At 71.4% G+C, this 19,575-nt stretch carries 19 protein-coding genes; 8 read left to right on the forward strand and 11 right to left on the reverse strand.

The window, feature by feature from the left end; all coding sequences use genetic code 11:
• Positions 1 to 2: 2 nt before the first annotated feature.
• Positions 3 to 527 carry a YcxB family protein gene (locus OG622_RS33445; RefSeq protein ID WP_371580350.1) on the forward strand — a complete coding sequence of 175 codons (525 nt, stop codon included), beginning with the start codon at positions 3 to 5 and terminating at the stop codon, positions 525 to 527.
• A 211-nt stretch (positions 528 to 738) separates the two neighbouring features.
• Here OG622_RS33445 and OG622_RS33450 read toward each other — a convergent pair whose 3' ends face one another.
• The 4 genes from OG622_RS33450 to OG622_RS33465 all read right to left on the reverse strand — a co-directional run bounded on the left by OG622_RS33450 (position 739) and on the right by OG622_RS33465 (position 3,949).
• The gene (locus tag OG622_RS33450) at positions 739 to 1,152 is read right to left on the reverse strand and encodes a Fur family transcriptional regulator (RefSeq protein ID WP_371580351.1); all 414 of its coding nucleotides are present in this window, start codon (positions 1,150 to 1,152) and stop codon (positions 739 to 741) included.
• An 80-nt stretch (positions 1,153 to 1,232) separates the two neighbouring features.
• Entirely contained in the window at positions 1,233 to 2,177 is a 945-nt protein-coding gene (locus OG622_RS33455) for a metal ABC transporter permease (protein ID WP_371580352.1), read from the reverse strand.
• A gap of 13 nt (positions 2,178 to 2,190) precedes the next feature.
• On the reverse strand, positions 2,191 to 2,958 hold the full coding sequence (locus OG622_RS33460) for a metal ABC transporter ATP-binding protein (protein ID WP_371580354.1): 768 nt from the start codon (positions 2,956 to 2,958) through the stop codon (positions 2,191 to 2,193).
• Positions 2,959 to 2,986: 28 nt separating this feature from the next.
• Complete coding sequence (locus tag OG622_RS33465) at positions 2,987 to 3,949, reverse strand: metal ABC transporter substrate-binding protein (protein ID WP_371580355.1); 963 nt, start codon at positions 3,947 to 3,949, stop codon at positions 2,987 to 2,989.
• 216 nt (positions 3,950 to 4,165) lie between these two features.
• Here OG622_RS33465 and OG622_RS33470 point away from each other — a divergent pair, with 216 nt between their 5' ends.
• Positions 4,166 to 5,548 (forward strand): glycine--tRNA ligase, encoded by a 1,383-nt coding sequence (locus tag OG622_RS33470; protein ID WP_371580356.1) that lies wholly within the window; start codon positions 4,166 to 4,168, stop codon positions 5,546 to 5,548.
• A gap of 123 nt (positions 5,549 to 5,671) precedes the next feature.
• On the opposite strand, the gene OG622_RS33475 is transcribed toward OG622_RS33470, so the two are convergent.
• Positions 5,672 to 6,787, reverse strand: coding sequence for an endonuclease/exonuclease/phosphatase family protein (locus OG622_RS33475; RefSeq protein WP_371580357.1), 1,116 nt, complete (start codon positions 6,785 to 6,787; stop codon positions 5,672 to 5,674).
• A 222-nt stretch (positions 6,788 to 7,009) separates the two neighbouring features.
• Between OG622_RS33475 and OG622_RS33480 the strand changes: the two genes are divergently transcribed.
• Positions 7,010 to 7,984 carry a DUF4394 domain-containing protein gene (locus tag OG622_RS33480; protein ID WP_371580358.1) on the forward strand — a complete coding sequence of 325 codons (975 nt, stop codon included), beginning with the start codon at positions 7,010 to 7,012 and terminating at the stop codon, positions 7,982 to 7,984.
• 85 nt (positions 7,985 to 8,069) lie between these two features.
• Here the strand turns inward: OG622_RS33480 and OG622_RS33485 are convergent, their stop codons facing one another.
• On the reverse strand, positions 8,070 to 8,528 hold the full coding sequence (locus OG622_RS33485; RefSeq protein ID WP_371580359.1) for a VOC family protein: 459 nt from the start codon (positions 8,526 to 8,528) through the stop codon (positions 8,070 to 8,072).
• Positions 8,529 to 8,549: 21 nt separating this feature from the next.
• Here OG622_RS33485 and OG622_RS33490 point away from each other — a divergent pair, with 21 nt between their 5' ends.
• Both OG622_RS33490 and OG622_RS33495 read left to right on the forward strand, forming a co-directional pair.
• Positions 8,550 to 9,224: an ABATE domain-containing protein gene (locus OG622_RS33490; RefSeq protein WP_371580360.1), complete on the forward strand. Its 675-nt coding sequence runs from the start codon at positions 8,550 to 8,552 to the stop codon at positions 9,222 to 9,224.
• Positions 9,225 to 9,313: 89 nt separating this feature from the next.
• Positions 9,314 to 9,718 (forward strand): SRPBCC domain-containing protein, encoded by a 405-nt coding sequence (locus OG622_RS33495; protein WP_371580361.1) that lies wholly within the window; start codon positions 9,314 to 9,316, stop codon positions 9,716 to 9,718.
• A gap of 10 nt (positions 9,719 to 9,728) precedes the next feature.
• Here the strand turns inward: OG622_RS33495 and OG622_RS33500 are convergent, their stop codons facing one another.
• Positions 9,729 to 9,938 (reverse strand): hypothetical protein, encoded by a 210-nt coding sequence (locus tag OG622_RS33500; RefSeq protein WP_371580362.1) that lies wholly within the window; start codon positions 9,936 to 9,938, stop codon positions 9,729 to 9,731.
• A 374-nt stretch (positions 9,939 to 10,312) separates the two neighbouring features.
• On the opposite strand from OG622_RS33500, the gene OG622_RS33505 reads away from it, so the two are divergent.
• Positions 10,313 to 11,467 (forward strand): Gfo/Idh/MocA family protein, encoded by a 1,155-nt coding sequence (locus OG622_RS33505; RefSeq protein WP_371580363.1) that lies wholly within the window; start codon positions 10,313 to 10,315, stop codon positions 11,465 to 11,467.
• A 98-nt stretch (positions 11,468 to 11,565) separates the two neighbouring features.
• Here OG622_RS33505 and OG622_RS33510 read toward each other — a convergent pair whose 3' ends face one another.
• Positions 11,566 to 13,011, reverse strand: a complete 1,446-nt coding sequence (locus OG622_RS33510) for an MFS transporter (RefSeq protein ID WP_371580364.1) — start codon at positions 13,009 to 13,011, stop codon at positions 11,566 to 11,568.
• 82 nt (positions 13,012 to 13,093) lie between these two features.
• On the opposite strand from OG622_RS33510, the gene dusB reads away from it, so the two are divergent.
• A complete protein-coding gene (gene dusB / locus OG622_RS33515; protein WP_371580365.1) occupies positions 13,094 to 14,248 on the forward strand; it encodes a tRNA dihydrouridine synthase DusB in 1,155 nt (384 codons plus the stop codon).
• A gap of 113 nt (positions 14,249 to 14,361) precedes the next feature.
• Here dusB and OG622_RS33520 read toward each other — a convergent pair whose 3' ends face one another.
• The 3 genes from OG622_RS33520 to OG622_RS33530 form a co-directional block, all read right to left on the reverse strand.
• Entirely contained in the window at positions 14,362 to 14,496 is a 135-nt protein-coding gene (locus OG622_RS33520; RefSeq protein WP_371580366.1) for a hypothetical protein, read from the reverse strand.
• A gap of 97 nt (positions 14,497 to 14,593) precedes the next feature.
• Positions 14,594 to 16,534 carry a glycogen debranching N-terminal domain-containing protein gene (locus OG622_RS33525; RefSeq protein ID WP_371580367.1) on the reverse strand — a complete coding sequence of 647 codons (1,941 nt, stop codon included), beginning with the start codon at positions 16,532 to 16,534 and terminating at the stop codon, positions 14,594 to 14,596.
• The gene (locus tag OG622_RS33530) at positions 16,531 to 18,126 is read right to left on the reverse strand and encodes a hypothetical protein (protein ID WP_371580368.1); all 1,596 of its coding nucleotides are present in this window, start codon (positions 18,124 to 18,126) and stop codon (positions 16,531 to 16,533) included. Before OG622_RS33530 ends, OG622_RS33525 begins: the two co-directional genes overlap by 4 nt.
• 167 nt (positions 18,127 to 18,293) lie before the next feature.
• Between OG622_RS33530 and OG622_RS33535 the strand changes: the two genes are divergently transcribed.
• Positions 18,294 to 19,514: an ROK family protein gene (locus OG622_RS33535; protein WP_371580369.1), complete on the forward strand. Its 1,221-nt coding sequence runs from the start codon at positions 18,294 to 18,296 to the stop codon at positions 19,512 to 19,514.
• The last annotated feature ends 61 nt before the right edge of the window (positions 19,515 to 19,575 follow it).

A 19,575-nucleotide genomic window follows, 5' to 3' on the forward strand; every position in this document is an offset into this window, starting at 1 on the left:
CGTTGGCGGAGGCCGGTGGGAACAACGTGGAACTGGTGTACCGGGCGGCGGTCGGGGACTTCCGCGAGGCGGTCCGCGCGTCCACGCGGGCCTCGGCCGCCGGCCGGTGGGGGCGCGGGCTGCTGCTGTTCTCCGCCGGGGCGGGCGCGCTCGTCACGGTCCTGGCGCTGGCGTCGGGCGGTACGCCTGACGCCCAGGTCCTCGTGATGCCGGTGGCGGCGGTCGTCGGGCTCGTCCTGCTGCCCGGGCTCCAGGCCCGCCTCCTCCACCGGCGGGCGGCGGCCCGGGGGCTGCACCGCACCGTGCTGGACCTGTGGGGCGTGACCGTCGAGCACGACCACGGCACCGAACACCCGGCCCGCTGGTCACAGGTGTCCCGGTACGCGGAGACCCCGCACACCTTCGTCCTCTTCAGCGGCGCCCACGCGCCCCGCCTCACCGTGCTGCCGAAGCGCGGCCTGCCGAACCCCGCCGACGCCGACCGGCTCCGTGCCGTCCTCGACCGCGAGGGCCTGACCCGGCTGTAGTGCGGTGCGAAGGCCCCACGCCCGGTCGACCGCCCCGACCAGGGCCTGGCCCGGCCGGCTGCCGCCGGATGTCGAAGCACAGCTCCTTCTGCGAACCGGACGAGCTGGAGCGCTGCTCCGGCCGCAAGCCGCAGCCGTAGTCAGCTGTAGCCGTTGCCGCGAGCCGCGAGCCGCGAGCCGGGCCGGAGGCTGGGCTCGACGGCGGTCCGGCCTACGCGGTCTTCTCCGCGCACTCCGCGCAGGTGCCGAAGATCTCCACCGTGTGGGCGACGTTCACGAAGCCGTGTTCCGAGGCGATCGCGTCGGCCCACGTCTCGACCGCCGGGCCCTCCACCTCCACGGCCTTGCCGCAGACACGGCAGACGAGGTGGTGGTGGTGCTCGCCGGAGGAGCAGCGGCGGTACACGGACTCGCCGTCGGAGGTGCGCAGGACGTCGACCTCGCCCGCGTCGGCGAGGGACTGCAACGTGCGGTACACGGTGGTGAGCCCGACCGAGTCGCCCTTGTGCTTGAGCATGTCGTGGAGTTCCTGCGCGCTGCGGAACTCGTCGACCTCGTCGAGTGCCGCGGCCACAGCCGTCCGCTGCCGGGTGGAACGACCTCGTACGGGTCCAGCGGTCGTCACCGTTGCCTCCTCGCGTAGCGGTCTTGCGGGGGCCATTGTGCCAGCCCGCGCGGGCCCGCCGGGTTGCGGCCGGACGCCGGTCAGCCCGCGGACCCCTCGGCGGAGCCCCGGCTGGCCGGAACCGTGTCCCTGACCACCCCCGCCCCCGCGCCCTCACCGGCCTTCGGGATCACACACTCCGACGGGTCGCCGGCGGCCGCCTCCAGGGCCTTCGCGCGCCGCCTGGCCAGCGGTGTCGCCAGCGCGGTGAGCACCATGAACACGGCGATGGCGAGCAGCACGATCGTCGCGCCGGGCGGCACGTCCCGGTAGTACGAGGTGACCGCGCCGCCGATCGTCACGGACACCCCGATGGCCACGGCGATCGCGAAGGTGGCCGCGAAACTGCGGGTGAGCTGCTGTGCGGCGGCGACGGGGACGACCATCAGCGCGGACACCAGGAGCAGGCCGACCACGCGCATGGCGACCGTGACGGTCACCGCCGCCGTGACCGCCGTCAGCAGGTTCAGCGCGCGCACGGGCAGGCCGGTGACCCGGGCGAACTCCTCGTCCTGGCTGACCGCGAACAGCTGTCGTCGCAGGGCCAGCGTCATCACGATCACGAACGCCGCCAGGACGCAGATCGCGGTGATGTCCTCCTGTGACACGGTCGACAGCGAGCCGAAGAGGAACGACATCAGGTTGGCGTTGGTGCCGCCCGGCGCGAGGTTGATGAGCATCACACCGCCCGCCATGCCGCCGTAGAAGAGCATGGCGAGCGCGATGTCGCCGCGCGTCTTGCCGTACCAGCGGATCAGCTCCATCAGCACCGAGCCCAGCACGGCCACCAGTGTCGCCATCCAGACCGGGGACCACGACAGCATGAAGCCGAGGCCCACGCCCGTCATCGCGACATGGCCGATGCCGTCGCCCATGAGGGCCTGGCGGCGCTGGACGAGATAGATGCCGATCGCGGGGGCGGTGATGCCGACGAGGACGGCGGCGAGCAGGGCCCGCTGCATGAAGGCGTAGTTGAGGATGTCCATCGCGATCGCCTTCTCAGCTCAGCAGGCCCGTACGGACGGGCCCGGTGCCCGGTGCCGCGTGCGGGTGTACGTGGTCGTGGCCGGGCAGCGCGTGCTGGCCGACCGCCTTCGGGGGCGGGCCGTCGTGGGTGACGCAGCCGTCGCGGAGCACCACCGCGCGGTCGATCAGCGGCTCCAGCGGGCCCAGTTCGTGGAGGACCAGCAGCACCGTGGTGCCCTTGGCGACCTGCTCGCGCAGCGTCGCGGCCAGCACCTCCTGGCTGGCCAGGTCGACGCCCGCCATCGGCTCGTCCATGATCAGCAGCTCGGGTTCGGAGGCGAGGGCGCGGGCGATGAGGACGCGCTGGTGCTGGCCGCCGGAGAGGGCGTTCACCGAGTCCTTGGCGCGGTCCGCCATGCCGACCATGTCCAGGGCCCGCCGGATCGCCTCGTGGTCGGCTCCGCGCAGGATGCCGAAGCGGGCGCGGGAGAGCCGGCCCGAGGCCACGATCTCCGTCACCGTCGCCGGGACACCGCCGGCCGCCGTCGTGCGCTGCGGCACGTACCCGAGGCGCCGCCAGTCGCGGAAGCGGCGGCGCGGGACGCCGAACAGCTCTATCTCGCCGTCACTCAGAGGCACCTGTCCGATCACCGTGCGTACGGCGGTGGACTTGCCGGAGCCGTTGGCGCCGAGCAGCGCGACGACCTCACCGCGGTGAACGGTGAGGTCGATGCCGCGCAGGACGGTGCGCGAGCCCAGTTCGGCGCGGACGCCGCGCAACGAGATGACGGGCTCGGTCATGCCTGCTGCCTCCGGATGATCAACAAGGTCACTTGGCTCCCAGGGCCGTTTCGAGGGCCTTGAGGTTGGCTTCCTGCACCGAGAAGTAGTCCTTGCCGCGCGACTTCTCGGTGATGCCCTCGATCGGGTCGAGGACGTCCGTCCTGAGGTTCGCGTCGGCGGCGATGGTCTTCGCGGTCTTGTCGCTGACGAGTGTCTCGTAGAACACGGTGGTCACGCCGTCGGCCTTCGCCATCTTCTCAAGTGCCTTGACCCGCGCGGCACTCGGCTCGGACTCGGGGTCGAGGCCGGAGATGGCCTCCTCGGTGAGGCCGTAGCGCTCGGCGAGGTAGCCGAAGGCGGCGTGGGTGGTGATGAAGACCTTGGTGTCGGTGTTCTTCAGACCGTTCTCGAACTGGTCGTCGAGCGCGCCCAGCTTCTCGACCAGGGCCTCGGTGTTGGTCTTGTAGGTGTCCGCGTGGTCCGGGTCGGCCTTCTCGAAGGCGGCGCCGACGCCCTTGGCGACCTCGGCGTACTTCACCGGGTCGAGCCAGACGTGGGGGTCCTTGCCGGCCAGTTCCTCGTTCTCGTGCTCGTCGTGCTCGTCCGAGTGGCCGCCGACCTCGTTGCCGTGGTGCTCCATGGTGGTCAGCGTGGCGGCGTCGATCTTCGTCTTGAGCTCGGACTGCGAGACCGCGTCGTCGACGGAGGGCTGCAGGCCCTTGAGGTAGAGCACGGCGTCCGACTCCTGGAGCGCGGCCGTCTGCTTGGCGCTGATCTCCAGGTCGTGCGGCTCCTGGCCGGGTTCGGTCAGACTGGTGACGTTCACGTACTTCCCGCCGATCTGCTCGGCGAGGAAGGCCATCGGATAGAACGACGCGACAACGTCGAACTTGTCCGTGTTGCCGGCGGCGGCACTGTCGGTGGAGCAGGCCGAGAGCGTGGTGAGGCTCAGGGCGGCGGCCGCGGTCGCCGCCGCGGGTATCAGGAGTCGTCGTCGTACTGCGTTCATGACAGTCATTTTCATCTTATCTGGAAACGATTGTCAACAAGCCTGGTGGTAAGCCCTTGGTAAGGCCTTTGTCCGGCTCTCGCCGCCTCGTTCTCCGAACCGATTTGATCGGAGGGCAGGCCCCGCCGGTAACCTGAGGCATTCGCTCTGAAGCGCGTTCGCTTCCCTCCAGGAGCGCATCGCTTCGTCGCCCGTCGTCGTAATGAAGAGAGCACCGTGGCCGCCGACAAGATCGACACCATCGTCAGCCTGAGCAAGCGCCGTGGCTTCGTATTCCCGTGCAGCGAGATCTATGGCGGCCAGCGTGCCGCCTGGGACTACGGACCGCTGGGTGTCGAGCTCAAGGAGAACATCAAGCGTCAGTGGTGGCGCTACATGGTGACGTCTCGCGAGGACGTGGTCGGCATCGACTCGTCCGTCATCCTGGCCCCCGAGGTCTGGGTCGCCTCCGGCCACGTCGCCACCTTCTCCGACCCGCTCACCGAGTGCACCTCCTGCCACAAGCGGTTCCGCGCGGACCACCTGGAAGAGGCGTACGAGGCGAAGAAGGGCCGCCTGCCGGAGAACGGCCTCGCGGACGTCAACTGCCCCAACTGCGGCACCAAGGGCCAGTTCACCGAGCCCAAGCAGTTCTCGGGTCTGCTCTCCACCCACCTCGGCCCCACCCAGGACACCGGCTCCGTCGCCTACCTGCGTCCCGAGACCGCCCAGGGCATCTTCACCAACTTCGCCCAGGTGCAGACCACTTCGCGCCGCAAGCCCCCGTTCGGCATCGCCCAGATGGGCAAGTCCTTCCGCAACGAGATCACGCCCGGCAACTTCATCTTCCGCACCCGCGAGTTCGAGCAGATGGAGATGGAGTTCTTCGTCAAGCCGGGCGAGGACGAGAAGTGGCAGGAGTACTGGATGCAGGAGCGGTGGAACTGGTACACCGGCCTGGGCATGCGCGAGGAGAACATGCGCTGGTACGACCACCCGGCCGAGAAGCTCTCCCACTACTCCAAGCGCACCGCCGACATCGAGTACCGCTTCCAGTTCGGCGGCAACGAGTGGGGTGAGCTGGAGGGCGTCGCCAACCGCACCGACTACGACCTCAACGCCCACTCCAAGGCCTCCGGCCAGGACCTGTCGTACTACGACCAGGAGTCGAGCGAGCGGTACACGCCGTTCGTCATCGAGCCGGCGGCCGGTGTCGGCCGCACGATGCTGGCGTTCCTGCTCGACGCGTACACCGAGGACGAGGCGCCCAACGCCAAGGGCAAGCTGGAGAAGCGCACGGTGCTGCGGCTGGACCACCGCATCGCGCCGGTGAAGGTGGCGGTGCTTCCGCTGTCCCGCAACGCCGAGCTGTCCCCGAAGGCGAAGGGGCTCGCGGCGGCGCTGCGGCAGAACTGGAACATCGACTTCGACGACGCGGGTGCGATCGGGCGCCGGTACCGTCGCCAGGACGAGATCGGTACGCCGTACTGCGTGACGGTCGACTTCGACACGCTGGACGACAATGCGGTGACCGTGCGCGAGCGGGACTCGATGAAGCAGGAGCGGGTGTCTCTCGACCAGATCGAGGGGTACCTCGCGGGTCGGCTCGTCGGCGCCTGAGGGGTCGCCTCGCTCGGGTGATTGAGCGGCTGCGGGTTCGTCGTGGCCGGTCGCGCAGTTCCCCGCGCCCCTTACGGGGCCGGGGAACTCGGCGTTTACGGGTCGTACGGGTCGTACGGGTCCTTACAGATCCAGGTCGGCGAAGAGGGCCGCGTGGTCCGAGGCCTGGTCGGCCTTCGACGTGACGGTGGCGAAGGACGGGAAGGTCCTCGGAGCCCAGATTCCCCTCCGCTCCACGCCCACGTTCGTCACCAGCTCCCACAACTCCGGGCTGAACATGAGGTAGTCGAGCTTCTGCTCGTCGCGCTTGCCGGTGCCATGGGTGCCCGGAGGGTTGGCGCCGTAGCTCTCGTGGGTCATGGCCTCGCGGAGGCCGGCGTCGAGGAGGAGCTTGATGGGGGGACTGGCGAGGAAGTCGTTGAGGTCGCCGGCCACCACGACCCGCGCGGAACGGTCCAGGGCGGCCTCGTAGATCTCCTTGACGCGCTTGGCCTGGGCCTTGCGGCGCTTGTCGTTCTCGGCGGCGCGGCCGAAGCCCTTGCTCTTGAAGTGGTTGCCGAGGATCCACAGGGGGTCGCCGTCGACCTCCACCTCGAACTCGGGGCAGTCCCGGCTGAACACCGGGTTGCCGTTCGCGCCGGAATCGAAGATGTGTGACCGCACGGACGTGATCGGGAACCGGCTGAGGATGCCGACATCGATGCCACGGCTGTCGTTGCCGTCGACGAGCATGTTGAACGGGTACGGGGCGTGTCCCACCACGCCGCCCAGCACCTGGGTGTTGAAGCGGTCCAGGGTGAGCCGGTCCTCGACCTCGACCGTGAGCAGGATGTCCGCGTTCACCTCGGCTATCACCCGGGCGGTGTTCTCCACCGCGTCCCAGCCGATGTCGCCCCGCACCATCTCGGCCCAACCGGACCACTTCGGCCGCCCCTTGGCGACGATCTTGACGACGGGTCCTCCCGTCGGGGACACCGTGTAGAGCTTGGCGCCGCCGCGGGGCTGGTTGACGAAGAACGGCCGCCGGCTGCCCGCCTCCGAGTCGTGCGCGTCGTGCTTCACGATCAGCTCGGCGATCCGCTCCTTGTCCGCCTCCTGGTAGATCTCCTTGTCGAGGAGACCGACCAGCTCGTTGAAGTCGTCCAGGATCTCCTTGCGCAACTCGCCATCGGCGAGGCCGAACACCGTCGGCCGACGGAAGAGGTTCTCGGCGTTGAAGGTGGCGATACGGATGGTCATGCGCCCTCCTGGAGGCCACGGCGGGCCGGTGACAGGCTGACAGGCTGACAGACACCTCGAATTGTCCGAGTGCGGATGAAAGGTGTCCAATGGAACGCCAGGGAAAGTTCCGTAGTTCCCGGAAAAATCTCGTACGACCCACCAATCCGGATCTGTCCCGGTTCCGAAGGGGAGGGCATACGGCCCGCGAGGGGCGGGCCGCGCATCTTCACGGGGGCGTACATGCGCAAGCAAGCGATCATCGGCGTACTCACCATGGCGGTGGCGATCGGGACCGTAGGGGCGGTCGGGGCGGGGGCGCTGGGCGGATCGTCCGCGTCGTCCGGGTCCGGGTCCGGGTCCGGGTCCGGAGCATCGGAGGACGGCTCCTCCGGCATCGGGGGCGGCATCGAGTCCAAGGGCGGTGGCCTGGGTGGCGCGGCGAAGGTGCCCGGCGGGCTGAAGGCCGTCGGGCTCACCGTCGACCAGCGGCTGGTGGTCTTCCGCGTCGACAGGCCGGGCGCCGCCGTCCCGCTCGGCAAGGTCGGCGGCCTCAAGGGCGACACGAAGCTCGTCGGCATCGACTACCGCGTCCAGAACGGCAAGCTGTACGGCGTCGGCGACAGGGGCGGCGTCTACACGATCCGCGAGGTGGGTGCCAAGGCCACCAAGGTCTCCCAGCTCACGGTCGCCCTCCGGGGCGCGGCGTACGGCGTCGACTTCAACCCCGCCGCCAACCGCCTCCGCGTGATCAGCGACACCGGCCAGAACCTCCGCCACAACCTCGACGACCCCCAGGGCGCCCCGGCCGCCGGCACCACGGCCGTCGACGGCACCCTCACCGACCCGCCGGTCCCGCCCGCCACGGCCGGGGCCACCGCTCAGGGGGTGACCGGGGCGGCGTACACGAACAACGACCTCGACACCGCCACCGCGACCACCCTGTTCGACCTCGGCGCCGCGCAGGACCAGGTCACCGTCCAGTCGCCGGCGAACGCGGGCAGCCTCGCCCCCACCGGCAAGCTCGGCGTCGACGCCCCGCCGGACTCCGGGTTCGACATCTACAGCTCGGTGAGGAGTGGTGTGAACGCCGGGTACGCGGTGACGGGGGCGCGGATGTTCGGCGTCAACCTCCTGACGGGCAAGGCGAGTTCGACGGGGAGCTTCCCCAAGGGGCGGCAGGTGGTGGACCTGGCGATCCCGCTGCGGCAGGGCTGACCCACGGGAGGCCGGCGGTCGCGTACACCGTGACCGAGGCGGACCGGCCCGGTGCGCCGCGGTCGGTCCGACGCGGGCCGTCCGCCTATGCCACGCAGAACTCGTTGCCCTCCGGGTCCCGCATCACCCACCAATGCCCTGCCGGGCCCCTGTCGAACTCCTCGACGCGGGTGGCGCCCAGGGTTTCCAGGCGGATGACGAGGGGGCCCAGGCCGTCCGGGCCGGAGTGGACGTCGATATGGAGACGGTTCTTGACCGTCTTGGCCTCGGGGACGTCCTGGAAGAGGAGACGGCGGCCCTTGCCGATGCCGGTGAAGGGGTCGTACGGGTCGTCGGGGTGGCGGACGGCGGCGTAGCCGCGGAAGACGTGGTGGCCGTTGTGCTCGGTGACGGCGGCCTCGGGGAGGTCGCCCGTGGTGAGGAGGTGGGTGATCAGTGTGCTCGGGTCCTCCACCTCGTAGCCCAGCGCCGCGGCCCAGAAATCGGCCAGGGGCTGGGCGTCCCGCGTGTCGACGACCAGTTTCCAGTTCAGTGCGGCAGTCATGTAACCGGTTATATTGGTTACATGGCTTTGTCGTCCAGGGCATCAGCTTCGAAGGGGGCGTCGGGAGTGTCGGGCATCCGGCTGCGGTCCTACTCCGGGAACGTCTTCCGGTTCGATCCGGGCGCTCTCTGCCTGGAGCTGCTCGTCACCGGCGGTCCCGGCGCCCTGACCCGCTACGAGGTGCTGCACACCCCCGATGACCTGGTCGAATGGGCCGATCAGTCCCGGCTCGCCCCCACGCCCCTCGCCCTCCACGTCACGGCGGACGACGTGACGTACGCCCGGCGGCTGCGCGACGCGCTGACCCGTACGGTCGTCACCCGCGTGGTCGGCGGCGCCGGCCTCCCCGAGCTGGGCATATCCCCGGCGGACACCGCCGACCTCGCTCTCGTCAACGAAGCCGCCGCCCGCCCGCCGCTCGCCCCCGCCATCGGCGCGGACGGCGCCCGGAGCTGGGCCGCCGGTACGGCGACCGGCGCGCAGCTCCTCTCCACGGTCGCCCGGGATGCCGTCGACCTCCTCACCGGGCCGTACGCCGAACGCGTCCGCATGTGCGCCGGCGACCGTTGCTATCTCCTCTACGTCGACACCTCACGCCCCGGCCGCCGCCGCTGGTGCTCGATGGAGCACTGCGGCAACCGCCACAAGGTCCGCGCCCACCGTGTGCGCCGCTCCGGGGCGGGACCGGTCGAGTAGCGGCCCGGTCGAGCAGCAGTCCACGAGCAGGTCCACGAGCAGGTCCACGAGCAAGTCCACGAGCAAGTCCAGGAGAAAGGGTGATCCTCATGACCGCGCGATCCACCGGACTCACCAGGGACGCCGGATGGGAAGTCGGCGTCTCCCGTACTCTGCCCCAGTCACCCGCCGCCGTATGGGAGTTCATCAGCGGACCGGGCGGGCTGGCGCTGTGGCTCGGACCCGGGGCGCGGCTCACTCCCGAGCGCGGTGCCGGGTACGAGACCGACGCGGGCGCCACGGGCGAGGTGCGCGGCTACCGGCCCGGTGACCGTATCCGCGTCACCTACGGCGACACGACCGTCCAGGTCGCCGTCTCGGCGGCCGGTGGCGGCCGGGCCGTCCTCGTCTTCCACCAGGAACGCATGGCGAGCACCGAGGAACGTGAGCGTCAACGGGCGCACTGGCGACGGGTGATGGACCAGGTCGCCGAGGCGCTGGACCAACTGGACTGAAGGCCGGCGGCTATGACGAGACCCTCGGGTCCACCGTCGCCTGGTGGGCCTCGGCGAGGTGTTCCTCGGCCTTCAGCCACGGCAGGAACTGCGCGCCCTTGCGCCAGCCGCACGTGTCGCATCTGATCGTGCGCTGCATTCCCGAGCGCTGTACCCGCACGGTGTGCTCCCGCCCGTGCTGGTCCCAGCGGCTCACCTTGCTCGTGTTGCTCTGCTGCATGACGCCTCCAGTCGACACCCTCACGGTTCCGCGTCCGTGAGGAGTGTGCGGCAAGACCAACATCAACAGGGCGGAACACACGACGAATTCACCGAGCGGTGCCGCGCGCCGCGGGCCCCCTGTGGGCGGGTTGCCCCCGCGTGGCACTCAACTGCGGTCGGTGGCACGGAAGTTCTGCCGCGCCAGTCGCCGAATCCGCTCCACCGTAGTCCTGCTGCATGGGCTGCTGCATGGGCTGCTGCATGGACCGGCCCATGCAGGCGCTCGATGGACCGTTCCATATGCGGTGACCCCTGTGCATACCCTTGACACCTGCGTGAACGGACTTCATCGTGGACTACAGGTGATTGGATCGGTCCAAAGAAGGGTTAGTTGTGGTGAGTGCGCTCGGTGTCGCGGTCGTGGGGTTCGGCTGGATGGGGCGGGTGCATACCCAGGCCTACGCGCGGGTCCCGCATCACTTTCCGCAGCTGCCTCTGCGGCCCGAGCTGGTCACCGTCGTCGAGGAGGTGCCCGGACGGGCGGAGGAGGCGGCCCGGCAGTTCGGGTTCGCCTCGACGGCTCGGGACTGGCGCGAGGTGGCGGCCGATCCCCGGATCCAGGCGGTCAGCATCACCGCGCCGAACTTCCTGCACCGGGAGATCGGCGTCGCCATGGCCGAGGCAGGCAAGCACATCTGGATCGAGAAGCCGGTCGGGCTCACCGCCGCCGACGCCCGCGCCGTAGCCGACGCGGCCGCCCGGGCAGGCATCCAGGGCACCGTCGGCTTCAACTACCGCAACGCGCCCGCTGTCACCGCCGCCCGCGAGCTGATCGCCGCCGGCGAGATCGGCACGGTCACGCACGTCCGCATCCGTCTCTTCAGCGACTACGCCGCCCACCCCGAGTCCGCCCTGACCTGGCGGTACGAGCGGGAGCGCGGCGGCAGCGGTGTCCTCGGCGACCTCGCCTCGCACGGCGTGGACCTGGCCCGCTACCTGCTCGGCGACCTCGCCTCCCTCACTGCCGACACCGCGATCTTCGTCCCCGAGCGGGCCCGGCCCACCGGCGCCACCGCCGGCCACACCCGCGCCTCGGGCGGCGAACTGGGACCCGTGGAGAACGAGGACTACGTCAACTGCCTGCTCCGCTTCGCGTCCGGCGCCCGGGGTGTCCTGGAGGCCTGCCGGGTCTCCGTCGGCGAGCAGAACAACTACGGCTTCGAGATCCACGGCACCGAGGGCGCCCTCTTCTGGGACTTCCGCCGCATGGGTGAACTGGGCGTCAGCAAGGGTGACGCCTACCAGGACCAGTCCGTCCACACCCTCTACGTCGGCCCCGGCCACGGCGCGTACGCCGCCTTCCAGCCGGGCTCCGCCAACGCCATGGGCTACGACGACCTCAAGGTCGTGGAGGCGTACAACTTCCTGAGCTCCATCGCCGAGGGCACCCCGCACGGCGCCACCCTCGACGACGCCGTACACAGCGCCACCGCGCTGGACGCGATGATCCGCTCGGCCGAATCCGGATCGTGGGTGAACCTGGCATGACGGCGGTTGCGGGTCAGGACGGCGCCGGCCGAACGCGTGCCGGTACTCGGTGACGAAGACCGAGTGAACACGCGGGCTGTGGACGACATGGCGACCGGTTACGACCCGACGCCCGCCGCGTCCCGTACCTCCGCCGCGTCCAGTCGCTTCGCCGTCCGGTCGGCGGTGCCCCGGGCCCACGTCCCGGTGGTCAGCGCTCCCAGCACCAGGACGGCGAAGCCGCACACCGTGACGATCCACCAGGCGGGCCGGGCCGCCGACACGAACGAGTCGGCGTACGAGGACGAGCCGATGCCCGCCGCCAGGACCGCGCCGATCACCGCGACGCCCAGCGTCTGGCCGATCTGGCGGCTGGTGGAGGCGACCGCGGCGGCGACGCCGGCCTGGGCGCGCGGCATCCCGGACACGGCCGTGTTGGTGATGGGCGCGTTGACGAAGCCGAAGCCGAGGCCGAAGAGGATGTAGCCGATGACGAGGGTGACGTTCGCCGTCTCGGCCTCGAACGCGGCGAAGAGCACCCCGCTCGCGGTCATCGCCACCCCGGCGACCAGCAGCGGCAGACGCGGCCCCCGGCTGCCGACCAGCCGTCCGGCGACCGGCGCGCAGACGAAGCACAGGAACGCCATGGGGAGCATCCACAGACCGGCGTGCAGTGCGTCGAGGCCGCGCACGTTCTGCAGGTACAGCGTCGAAAGGAACAGGAAACCGCCGAGCGCGGCGAACGCGCTGACCGCTGTCACCGTCGCCCCGCTGAACGGTGCCGAGCGGAAGAAGCGCAGGTCGATGAGGGGTTCCTCGCGGCGGGGCTCGTACCGCAGGAGGGCGAGCAGCGCGGCGAGGGCGACACCGCCGAGGGCGAGGGTCTCGGCGACCGGCGCGGTCGGCGCCTCGATGATCGCGTACGTGAGGGAGCCGAGCAGCGCGATGACGAGGAGCTGTCCGACGGGGTCGGGGCGGCGGGCCTTGGGGGCGCGGGACTCGGGGACGTACCGCCAGGTCAGCAGGAGCGCGACCAGACCGACCGGCAGGTTGATCCAGAAGATCGAGCGCCAGCCGACGGAGTCCACGAGGACGCCGCCGATGATCGGCCCCGCGGCCATCGAGATGCCCACGACCCCGCCCCAGACGCCGATCGCGCGGGCCCGCTCGCGCGGGTCCGTGAACGTGTTGGTGATGATCGACATGGCGACCGGGTTGAGCATCGAGCCGCCGACCGCCTGCACCATACGGAAGGCGACCAGCGATTCGAGGTTCGGGGCGAGGGAACACAGCACCGAGCCGGCCGTGAAGACGACCAGGCCCGCCATGAACACCCGCCTGCGGCCGATCCGGTCCGCGGTGGAACCGGCCAGCATCAGCAGGGCAGCCAGGACCAGGGTGTAGGCGTCGATCGTCCACTGCAGGCCCGCGAGGCTCGCGTTCAGGTCGCGTTGCATCGAGGGCAGGGCGACGTTCAGGACGGTGTTGTCCAGGCTCACGATCAGGAGGCTGGTGCAGCAGATCGCGAGCACGAGCAGACGGCGGCGGCTGCTGAGCTCAGGCATGCGCATCATCGTACGCCCAACTCGATAGTGCGCCTAACTAATGAATGGCGGGGCGCTCGTCCGTATGCGTGACAATGGGGAGATGTCCACGCCCTCGAACGCGCCCGCCTCGCCACTCCGGATCGGTCCGCACACCGTCACCCCGCCCGTGGTCCTGGCCCCCATGGCCGGGATCACGAACGCGCCCTTCCGCACCCTGTGCAGGGAGTTCAGCGGAGGCAAGGGGCTGTTCGTCAGCGAGATGATCACCACGCGGGCCCTGGTCGAGCGCAACGAGAAGACCATGCAGCTGATCCACTTCGACGCGACCGAGAAGCCGCGCTCGATCCAGCTGTACGGCGTGGACCCGGCGACCGTCGGCAAGGCCGTCCGCATGATCGCGGAGGAGGGCCTCGCCGACCACATCGACCTCAACTTCGGCTGCCCCGTCCCCAAGGTGACCCGCAAGGGCGGCGGTTCGGCCCTCCCGTACAAGCGGCACCTGCTGCGCGCGATCCTCCGTGAGGCCGTGAGCGGCGCGGGCGACCTTCCGGTCACCATGAAGATGCGCAAGGGCATCGACGACGACCACATCACCTACCTCGACGCCGGCCGCATCGCCGTCGAGGAGGGCGTCACGGCGATCGCCCTGCACGGCCGCACGGCCGCCCAGCACTACGGCGGCACGGCCGACTGGGACGCCATCGCCCGCCTCAAGGAACACGTCCCCGAGATCCCGGTCCTCGGCAACGGCGACATCTGGTCCGCCCAGGACGCCCTGCGGATGGTCCGCGAGACGGGCTGCGACGGGGTGGTCGTGGGACGCGGCTGCCTGGGGCGGCCGTGGCTGTTCTCGGATCTGGTGGCGGCCTTCGAGGGCCGGGCGGAAGACATCGCGGCACCCACCCTCCGCGAGGTCGCCGACATCATGGTCCGGCACGCCACCCTGCTCGGCGAGTGGATCGGCGACGAGTCCAAGGGCGTCGTCGACTTCCGCAAGCACGTGGCCTGGTACCTCAAGGGCTTCGCGGTCGGCTCCGAGATGCGCAAGCGCCTCGCCATCACCTCCTCCCTCGTCGAACTCCGCTCCGGCCTCGACGAGTTGGACCTCGACCAGCCCTGGCCCACCGGCGCGGACGGCCCGCGCGGCCGTACCTCCGGCAACAACCGCGTCGTCCTGCCGGACGGCTGGCTCAAGGACCCGTACGACTGCGCGGGCGTGGGCGAGGAAGCCGAACTCGACACGTCCGGGGGGTAGCCGGCTCCGAGCGGCAGGAGGAGGCGCTCTGGCGCGGCCGGGCCCACGCCCTGTGCCGCGCCGGTTCCGGCGACCCGCCCGGCGCGGTCCCCGCCCTCCGGCAGGATCCGCAGTCACGGGGACACCTGGACCACCCACCGCCCCCCGACGACGGCATGGGCATGGCCGGAGGTGGAGGCGAGGCGGACGACGGGGAGGCTGCCGGCGGAGCTGAGGGCCCCGTAAGGGGCGCGGGGCTGTATCGACATGCGGCTCCGCCGCGTGGGCGCGACCAGCCACGAGGAACCCGCAGCCCGCCAACCACCCACGCCCCAACGGCGAACACCGGCTCACCCGGCGGAGCGACTACGCACCACCCACCGCGGTCAGCAACGCCAACGGAGCCGCCGCGGACCGCGACTCCCGCACACACGCGTGCGGATACGGCACCGGCTCCGGATGCGTATCCCTCCCGTACCCGGCCAGCACCTCCGGCAGCCGATGCCCCGCCGCCGTCGCCGCGTCGACCATGCCGGAGGCCACCGTCCGCGCCTCGTCGTGCAGCCCGTACCGCGCGAGCCCCAGCGTGATCAGCGCGTTGTCGTGCGGCCAGACCGACCCCCGGTGGTACGACAGCGGGTGGTACGCGGGCTGCCCGGCGGCCAGCGTCCGCACCCCCCACCCGGAGAAGAAGTCGGGCTCCAGGAGCCGTCGGCCCACCAGCTTCCCGTACTCCTTGTCCAGCAGCCCCGACCACAGCAGATGCCCCGCGTCCGAGGCGAGCGCGTCGACCTGCCTGCCCTCGCCGTCCAACGCCAGTGCCGGGAAGTCGTGCCGCGGCATCCAGAAGTCCCGCTGGAAACGGTCGCGGAGGTCGCCCGCGGCCTGCTCCAGGAGCGCCGCGTACACCTCGTCCTCCCAGACCGTGCGGGCCAGCACGGCGGTGCGGCGCAGCGCGTCGTACGCGTAGCCCTGCGCGCCCGCCGCCATCACCGGTCCGGCGGCGGGCCGGCTGCCGTCGGCGGAGCAGATCGAGCCGGGGGAGTCCTTCCAGTTCTGGTTGGCGAGGCCGCCCTGGTCGGCGCGGTAGACCAGGTAGCCGCGCGAGGTGAGGCCGCCGTGGTCGAGCATCCAGCCGACCGCGGCCCGCGCGTGGGGTTCGAGACGGCGGGCCAGCGTGACGTCCCCGGTCTGCTCCAGGTACGCGCCGAGCAGGACGAGGAACAGCGGGGTCGCGTCCACCGACCCGTAGTAACGCCCGTACGGCACCTGCCCGAAGTGCGCCAGCTCGCCGTGGCGCACCTCGTGCACGATCTTGCCGGGCTGGGCCACCGAGTCGACTCCGACCTCGGTCGCCTGCGCCGCGGCGAGCGCGAGCAGCGTGGCGGCGGCCGGCTCCGGCCGGTAGGGGAGGGTGAAGAGGGAGGTCAGCAGGGCGTCACGGCCGAGGAGGGTGAGGAACCAGGGCGCTCCGGCGGCTGGTACGCGCAGGGTCTCGCCCTGCGGGCCGGTCGCCGGTACCTGGAGCGTGGCGAGATCGGCGAGGCCGCGTGCGCACGCGGCGGCCAGCTCCGGCCAGCTGGTGGGGAAGGCCACGCCCTCCATGAACTCGCCCTCCACCGTGAGAAGTTGGTCCTGCACGGCGGACGGTGAGCGCGGTACCCGCAGGGCCCGCCGGTCGCCGTGCGGCCGCGCCATCACCCGGCAGGTCAGCTCCACCGAGCCGTGCGGTGCGACATCGAGGGCCCAGACGAGGCGCCGTGCCCCCGTCCCGGTCTCCTCGACACTGTCCGGCGCGGGATCGGCCGTCACCGTCGTACAGGACCGCCACTCGCCGCGCCGATAGCTGAACTCCACACCGTCGTCGAGGACTTCGCGCTTCCTGACGACACCGCTCTTGGCGTAGGTACGGAAGTCGGAGCGCAGCTCGAACTGGTCGGTGAAGTCGGCGTCCGCAGTGATCGCGATCCGGACGGTCGTCGCCACCGGGCGGTTGCTCGTGACGCGCAGCGTCTCCACGAACGCGCTGTCGGAGACGGCCTGTTCACGGAAGAGCGTGTACGCGGGCGGTTCCCGGCGGCCGCCCCGGGGGACGAGCACACAGCGCGCGGTGTCACCGCCGGCGACCGGTGTGAGCGTCTCGGGGACAGCGCCGTCGACGGTCAGCTGCCACCGGCTCAGATGCCGGGCGTCCCTCACGAACAGCCCGTCCGGAGCGCTGCCGCCCCGCACCCCGCTGATGTCGCCGCCGTCGCCCACGGCGGCGAACGTCCCGCCGCGCACGAGCAGGTGATGCCGGTCCGTCATTCCCGGTCCCCTCCCTGGTCACACATGCCGAACACGACCTCGTTGTCGTGGTGTCGTCCGTCGTGCGGTCCGTGGTGCCGCTCAGGGCCGCCGTGGTGCCGCTCAAGGTCATCGTGGTGCCGCTCGGGGCCCGCGTGGTGCTGCCCGTCCCCCTGGCCGCCCCCCTGCCCCTGCCCGTGGTCGTGTCCCTGGCCGTGGTCGTCCTGGTGCAGCAGGTCGAGGGCGAGCGCGGCGGTCCAGCCGAAGCCGAGCGCTCCACAGGCCTCGCCGGTGTACGGGTCCACGTACTCCGCGAACCCGGACGCCCCCGCGGTCTCCAGCAGCGCCGCCCGCAGCGCGTCGGCCCGCCCCAGCTCCCCGTGCAGCCTGAGTCCCCGCTCCAGCATCCAGTTCGTGTTGAACCACGCGGGCCCACGCCAGTACCGGTGCGGATCGAACGCCTCGCCGGTCAGGTCGTACGACGGGACGAGCCGGGTGGTGTCGCCGAGCCCGAAGTGCGGGCCGTGGACCGTCCGGACGAGGGCGTCCGTGATGTCGCGGGGGAGGCCGGGGAGCAGGAGGGGCAGGAGACCGGAGACGCCCCGCTCGGGGACGAGGGCGTCCGTGGTGACGTCCCGGCAGAAGAACATCCCCTCCGCCGGGTCCCACAACCGCTCCACCAGCGCCGCCGTCAGGCGTTCCGCGCGTGCGCGGCGGGCCGTCCCCGGTGCGCCCAGTTCCTTCGCGATACGGGCGAGGGCGTGCTCGGAGGCGATGAGGAGGGCGTTGAAGGCCGGGTCCTCGACGGCGAACTCGCCCTGCCCGTCGGCATACCCGGCGTCCCGGTAGTCCGCCGCCAGCCGCACGTACCGCCCGTAGTCCAGATCCGTCGGTCTGTCCTCGGCCGCGCCGTGGGCGAGGTCGGCGCGACGGAAGGAGCGGGCCGGGGCCGGGGTGATCCGGGCCAGGGGCGCGTCCCAGGCGGGGCTGTTGTCCATGCCCTGCTCCCAGGGGTGGACGACGGACGCCAGCCCGCCCCCACCCAGGTCGCGGCGGTGCAGCAGATAGCGGTGCCAGGCCGCCAGCCGCGGATACACCCGGGACAGGAAGCCGCGCGCCCGGGACAGTCCGGGGTCCGCCCGGTGCACCAGCCACGCCGCCAGCGCGTGCACCGGCGGCTGCACGATGCCCGAGGTCTGCGTGACGGGCGGGGCGCCCGCGGAGCGCCCCGCGGTGGAGGAGCGCCAGAAGTCGGGGCTCGGGAAGTACGCGTCGAGCGGCACGGAGGGGTTGAAGACGATGTGCGGGATGCGTCCGTCGCCCCACTGCGCGGCGAGCAGGGTCTCCAGCTCGGTCTGCGCCCGCAGCGGCGACAGATGGCGCAGCCCGATCGCGATGAACGCCGAGTCCCACGACCACTGGTGGGGATACAGCTTGCGCGACGGGACCGTGGACCGGCCCGTCCAGTTGTCGGCCAGCACCGCCGCCGCCGCGCGGTGCAGCGAACCGGCCGACGCGGTCGCCGTCGACGACGCGGCTGGATCGTATACATCTCCGCCCACGAGGGCGCCCGTGCCCGGTCGACGGGCGGTGAGCTGGGTTGTGCGGTCCACGCAGGGCTCCCTGAGGACAAGGTGCCGACCGGTTCGGCAGTGGCTACCGTAGGGTTACGTCTACTTAACACGCAAAACTCAATATGTAATGCAGAGTTGGTGAACGCAAGAGGGTGCGCGGGAGTGAATCTCGGAAGGGCCGCGACAATGGCGGCATCGAGGTCGACATGAGCGGAAGGGCCGTGAAGGTGGGCAGTCATGCCGGTGCCGGAGATCTGCTGGAGCTGGTCCGCAGCGGCCGGGCCACCACCCGTGGCGCGCTCCAGCAGGCCACCGGCCTGTCCCGGGCGACCGTGGGCCAGCGGTTGGACCGTCTCTTCCGCGCGGGCTGGCTCCGCGAGGGCGCCGGCGGCCCCGTCGACTCCCCGCTCGGGGGCCGTCCCTCCATCACCCTGGAGTTCGACGACGCGCACGCGCTCGTCCTCGCCGCCGACCTCGACACCCGCCACGCCCGCGCCGCCGTCCTCTCCCTCACCGGCGAGATTCAGGCCGAACACACCGGCACCCTGCTCATCGAAGAGGGCCCCGACGCCGTACTGGACGAACTCGGGCGCTGGTTCGCCGCGTTGCTGGAGAAGGCGGGCAGCCCGGCGGACGCGGTCTGCGGCATCGGCCTCGCCGTGCCCGGCCCGGTGGACTCCGACACCGGCCGTGTCGTCCAGCCGCCGATCATGCCCGGCTGGGACGGCTACGACATAAGAGGCCGCCTGGCCCGCGCCTTCACCGAACACGCGTCCGGGCCGGCCGGCATCCCGGTCCTCGTCGACAACGACGCCAACCTCATGGCGTACGGCGAACAGCGCACCGGATACGCCGACTGCTCGGCGTTCGCGCTGGTCAAGGTGTCCACGGGCATCGGCGCGGGAGTGGTGGTCGGGGGCTCGATATACCGGGGCATCGACGGCGGCGCCGGCGACATCGGCCACATCCGGGTTCCGCAGGGCGCGGACGCGCTGTGCAAGTGCGGCTCGTACGGCTGTCTGGCGGCGGTCGCGAGCGGCGGCGCCGTGGCGCGCCGGCTGGCGGAGACGGGGGTGCGGGCGGCCTCGGGATCGGATGTGCGGGACCTGCTGAGCGCCGGGCACCCCGGGGCGACGGCGCTCGCGCGGGAGGCGGGCCGGGTCGTCGGGGACGTCCTGGCGACGGTCGTGACCCTGCTGAACCCCGGCGTTCTGATGATCGCCGGGGATCTGGCCGGAACCCCCTTCCTCACGGGCGTACGCGAACTGCTCTACCAGCGGGCCCTGTCCCGCTCCACGGCCCACCTGGCCGTCGTGACCCCCGGGCTGGGGGAACGGGCGGGCCTGGTCGGGGCGGGTGCGCTGGTCGTCGAGTACCTGTACGCGCCGGAGCGGGCCGAGGAGCGGTTGGCGGCGCTGGGGGTGTGAGCCGGGCTACCGGGTCCTCCCGGTCCGGATGGCCGACGGCCGATCCCTCCCGGCCCGTGTG

The organism is Streptomyces sp. NBC_01314 (assembly GCF_041435215.1).
In the GTDB taxonomy this organism is placed as follows: domain Bacteria; phylum Actinomycetota; class Actinomycetes; order Streptomycetales; family Streptomycetaceae; genus Streptomyces.

Bases quoted from the DNA above. Each gene is read 5' to 3' on its own strand.
- OG622_RS33495 (WP_371580361.1), top strand. From the start codon at position 9,314: ATGACCGCGCGATCCACCGGACTCACCAGGGACGCCGGATGGGAAGTC.
- OG622_RS33525 (WP_371580367.1), bottom strand. From the start codon at position 16,534: ATGACGGACCGGCATCACCTGCTCGTGCGCGGCGGGACGTTCGCCGCC.
- OG622_RS33535 (WP_371580369.1), top strand. From the start codon at position 18,294: ATGAGCGGAAGGGCCGTGAAGGTGGGCAGTCATGCCGGTGCCGGAGAT.
- OG622_RS33480 (WP_371580358.1), top strand. From the start codon at position 7,010: ATGCGCAAGCAAGCGATCATCGGCGTACTCACCATGGCGGTGGCGATC.
- OG622_RS33465 (WP_371580355.1), bottom strand. From the start codon at position 3,949: ATGAACGCAGTACGACGACGACTCCTGATACCCGCGGCGGCGACCGCG.
- OG622_RS33485 (WP_371580359.1), bottom strand. From the start codon at position 8,528: ATGACTGCCGCACTGAACTGGAAACTGGTCGTCGACACGCGGGACGCC.
- OG622_RS33490 (WP_371580360.1), top strand. From the start codon at position 8,550: ATGGCTTTGTCGTCCAGGGCATCAGCTTCGAAGGGGGCGTCGGGAGTG.
- OG622_RS33455 (WP_371580352.1), bottom strand. From the start codon at position 2,177: ATGGACATCCTCAACTACGCCTTCATGCAGCGGGCCCTGCTCGCCGCC.
- OG622_RS33510 (WP_371580364.1), bottom strand. From the start codon at position 13,011: ATGCCTGAGCTCAGCAGCCGCCGCCGTCTGCTCGTGCTCGCGATCTGC.
- OG622_RS33520 (WP_371580366.1), bottom strand. From the start codon at position 14,496: ATGTCGATACAGCCCCGCGCCCCTTACGGGGCCCTCAGCTCCGCCGGC.
- OG622_RS33460 (WP_371580354.1), bottom strand. From the start codon at position 2,958: ATGACCGAGCCCGTCATCTCGTTGCGCGGCGTCCGCGCCGAACTGGGC.
- dusB (WP_371580365.1), top strand. From the start codon at position 13,094: ATGTCCACGCCCTCGAACGCGCCCGCCTCGCCACTCCGGATCGGTCCG.
- OG622_RS33475 (WP_371580357.1), bottom strand. From the start codon at position 6,787: ATGACCATCCGTATCGCCACCTTCAACGCCGAGAACCTCTTCCGTCGG.
- OG622_RS33500 (WP_371580362.1), bottom strand. From the start codon at position 9,938: ATGCAGCAGAGCAACACGAGCAAGGTGAGCCGCTGGGACCAGCACGGG.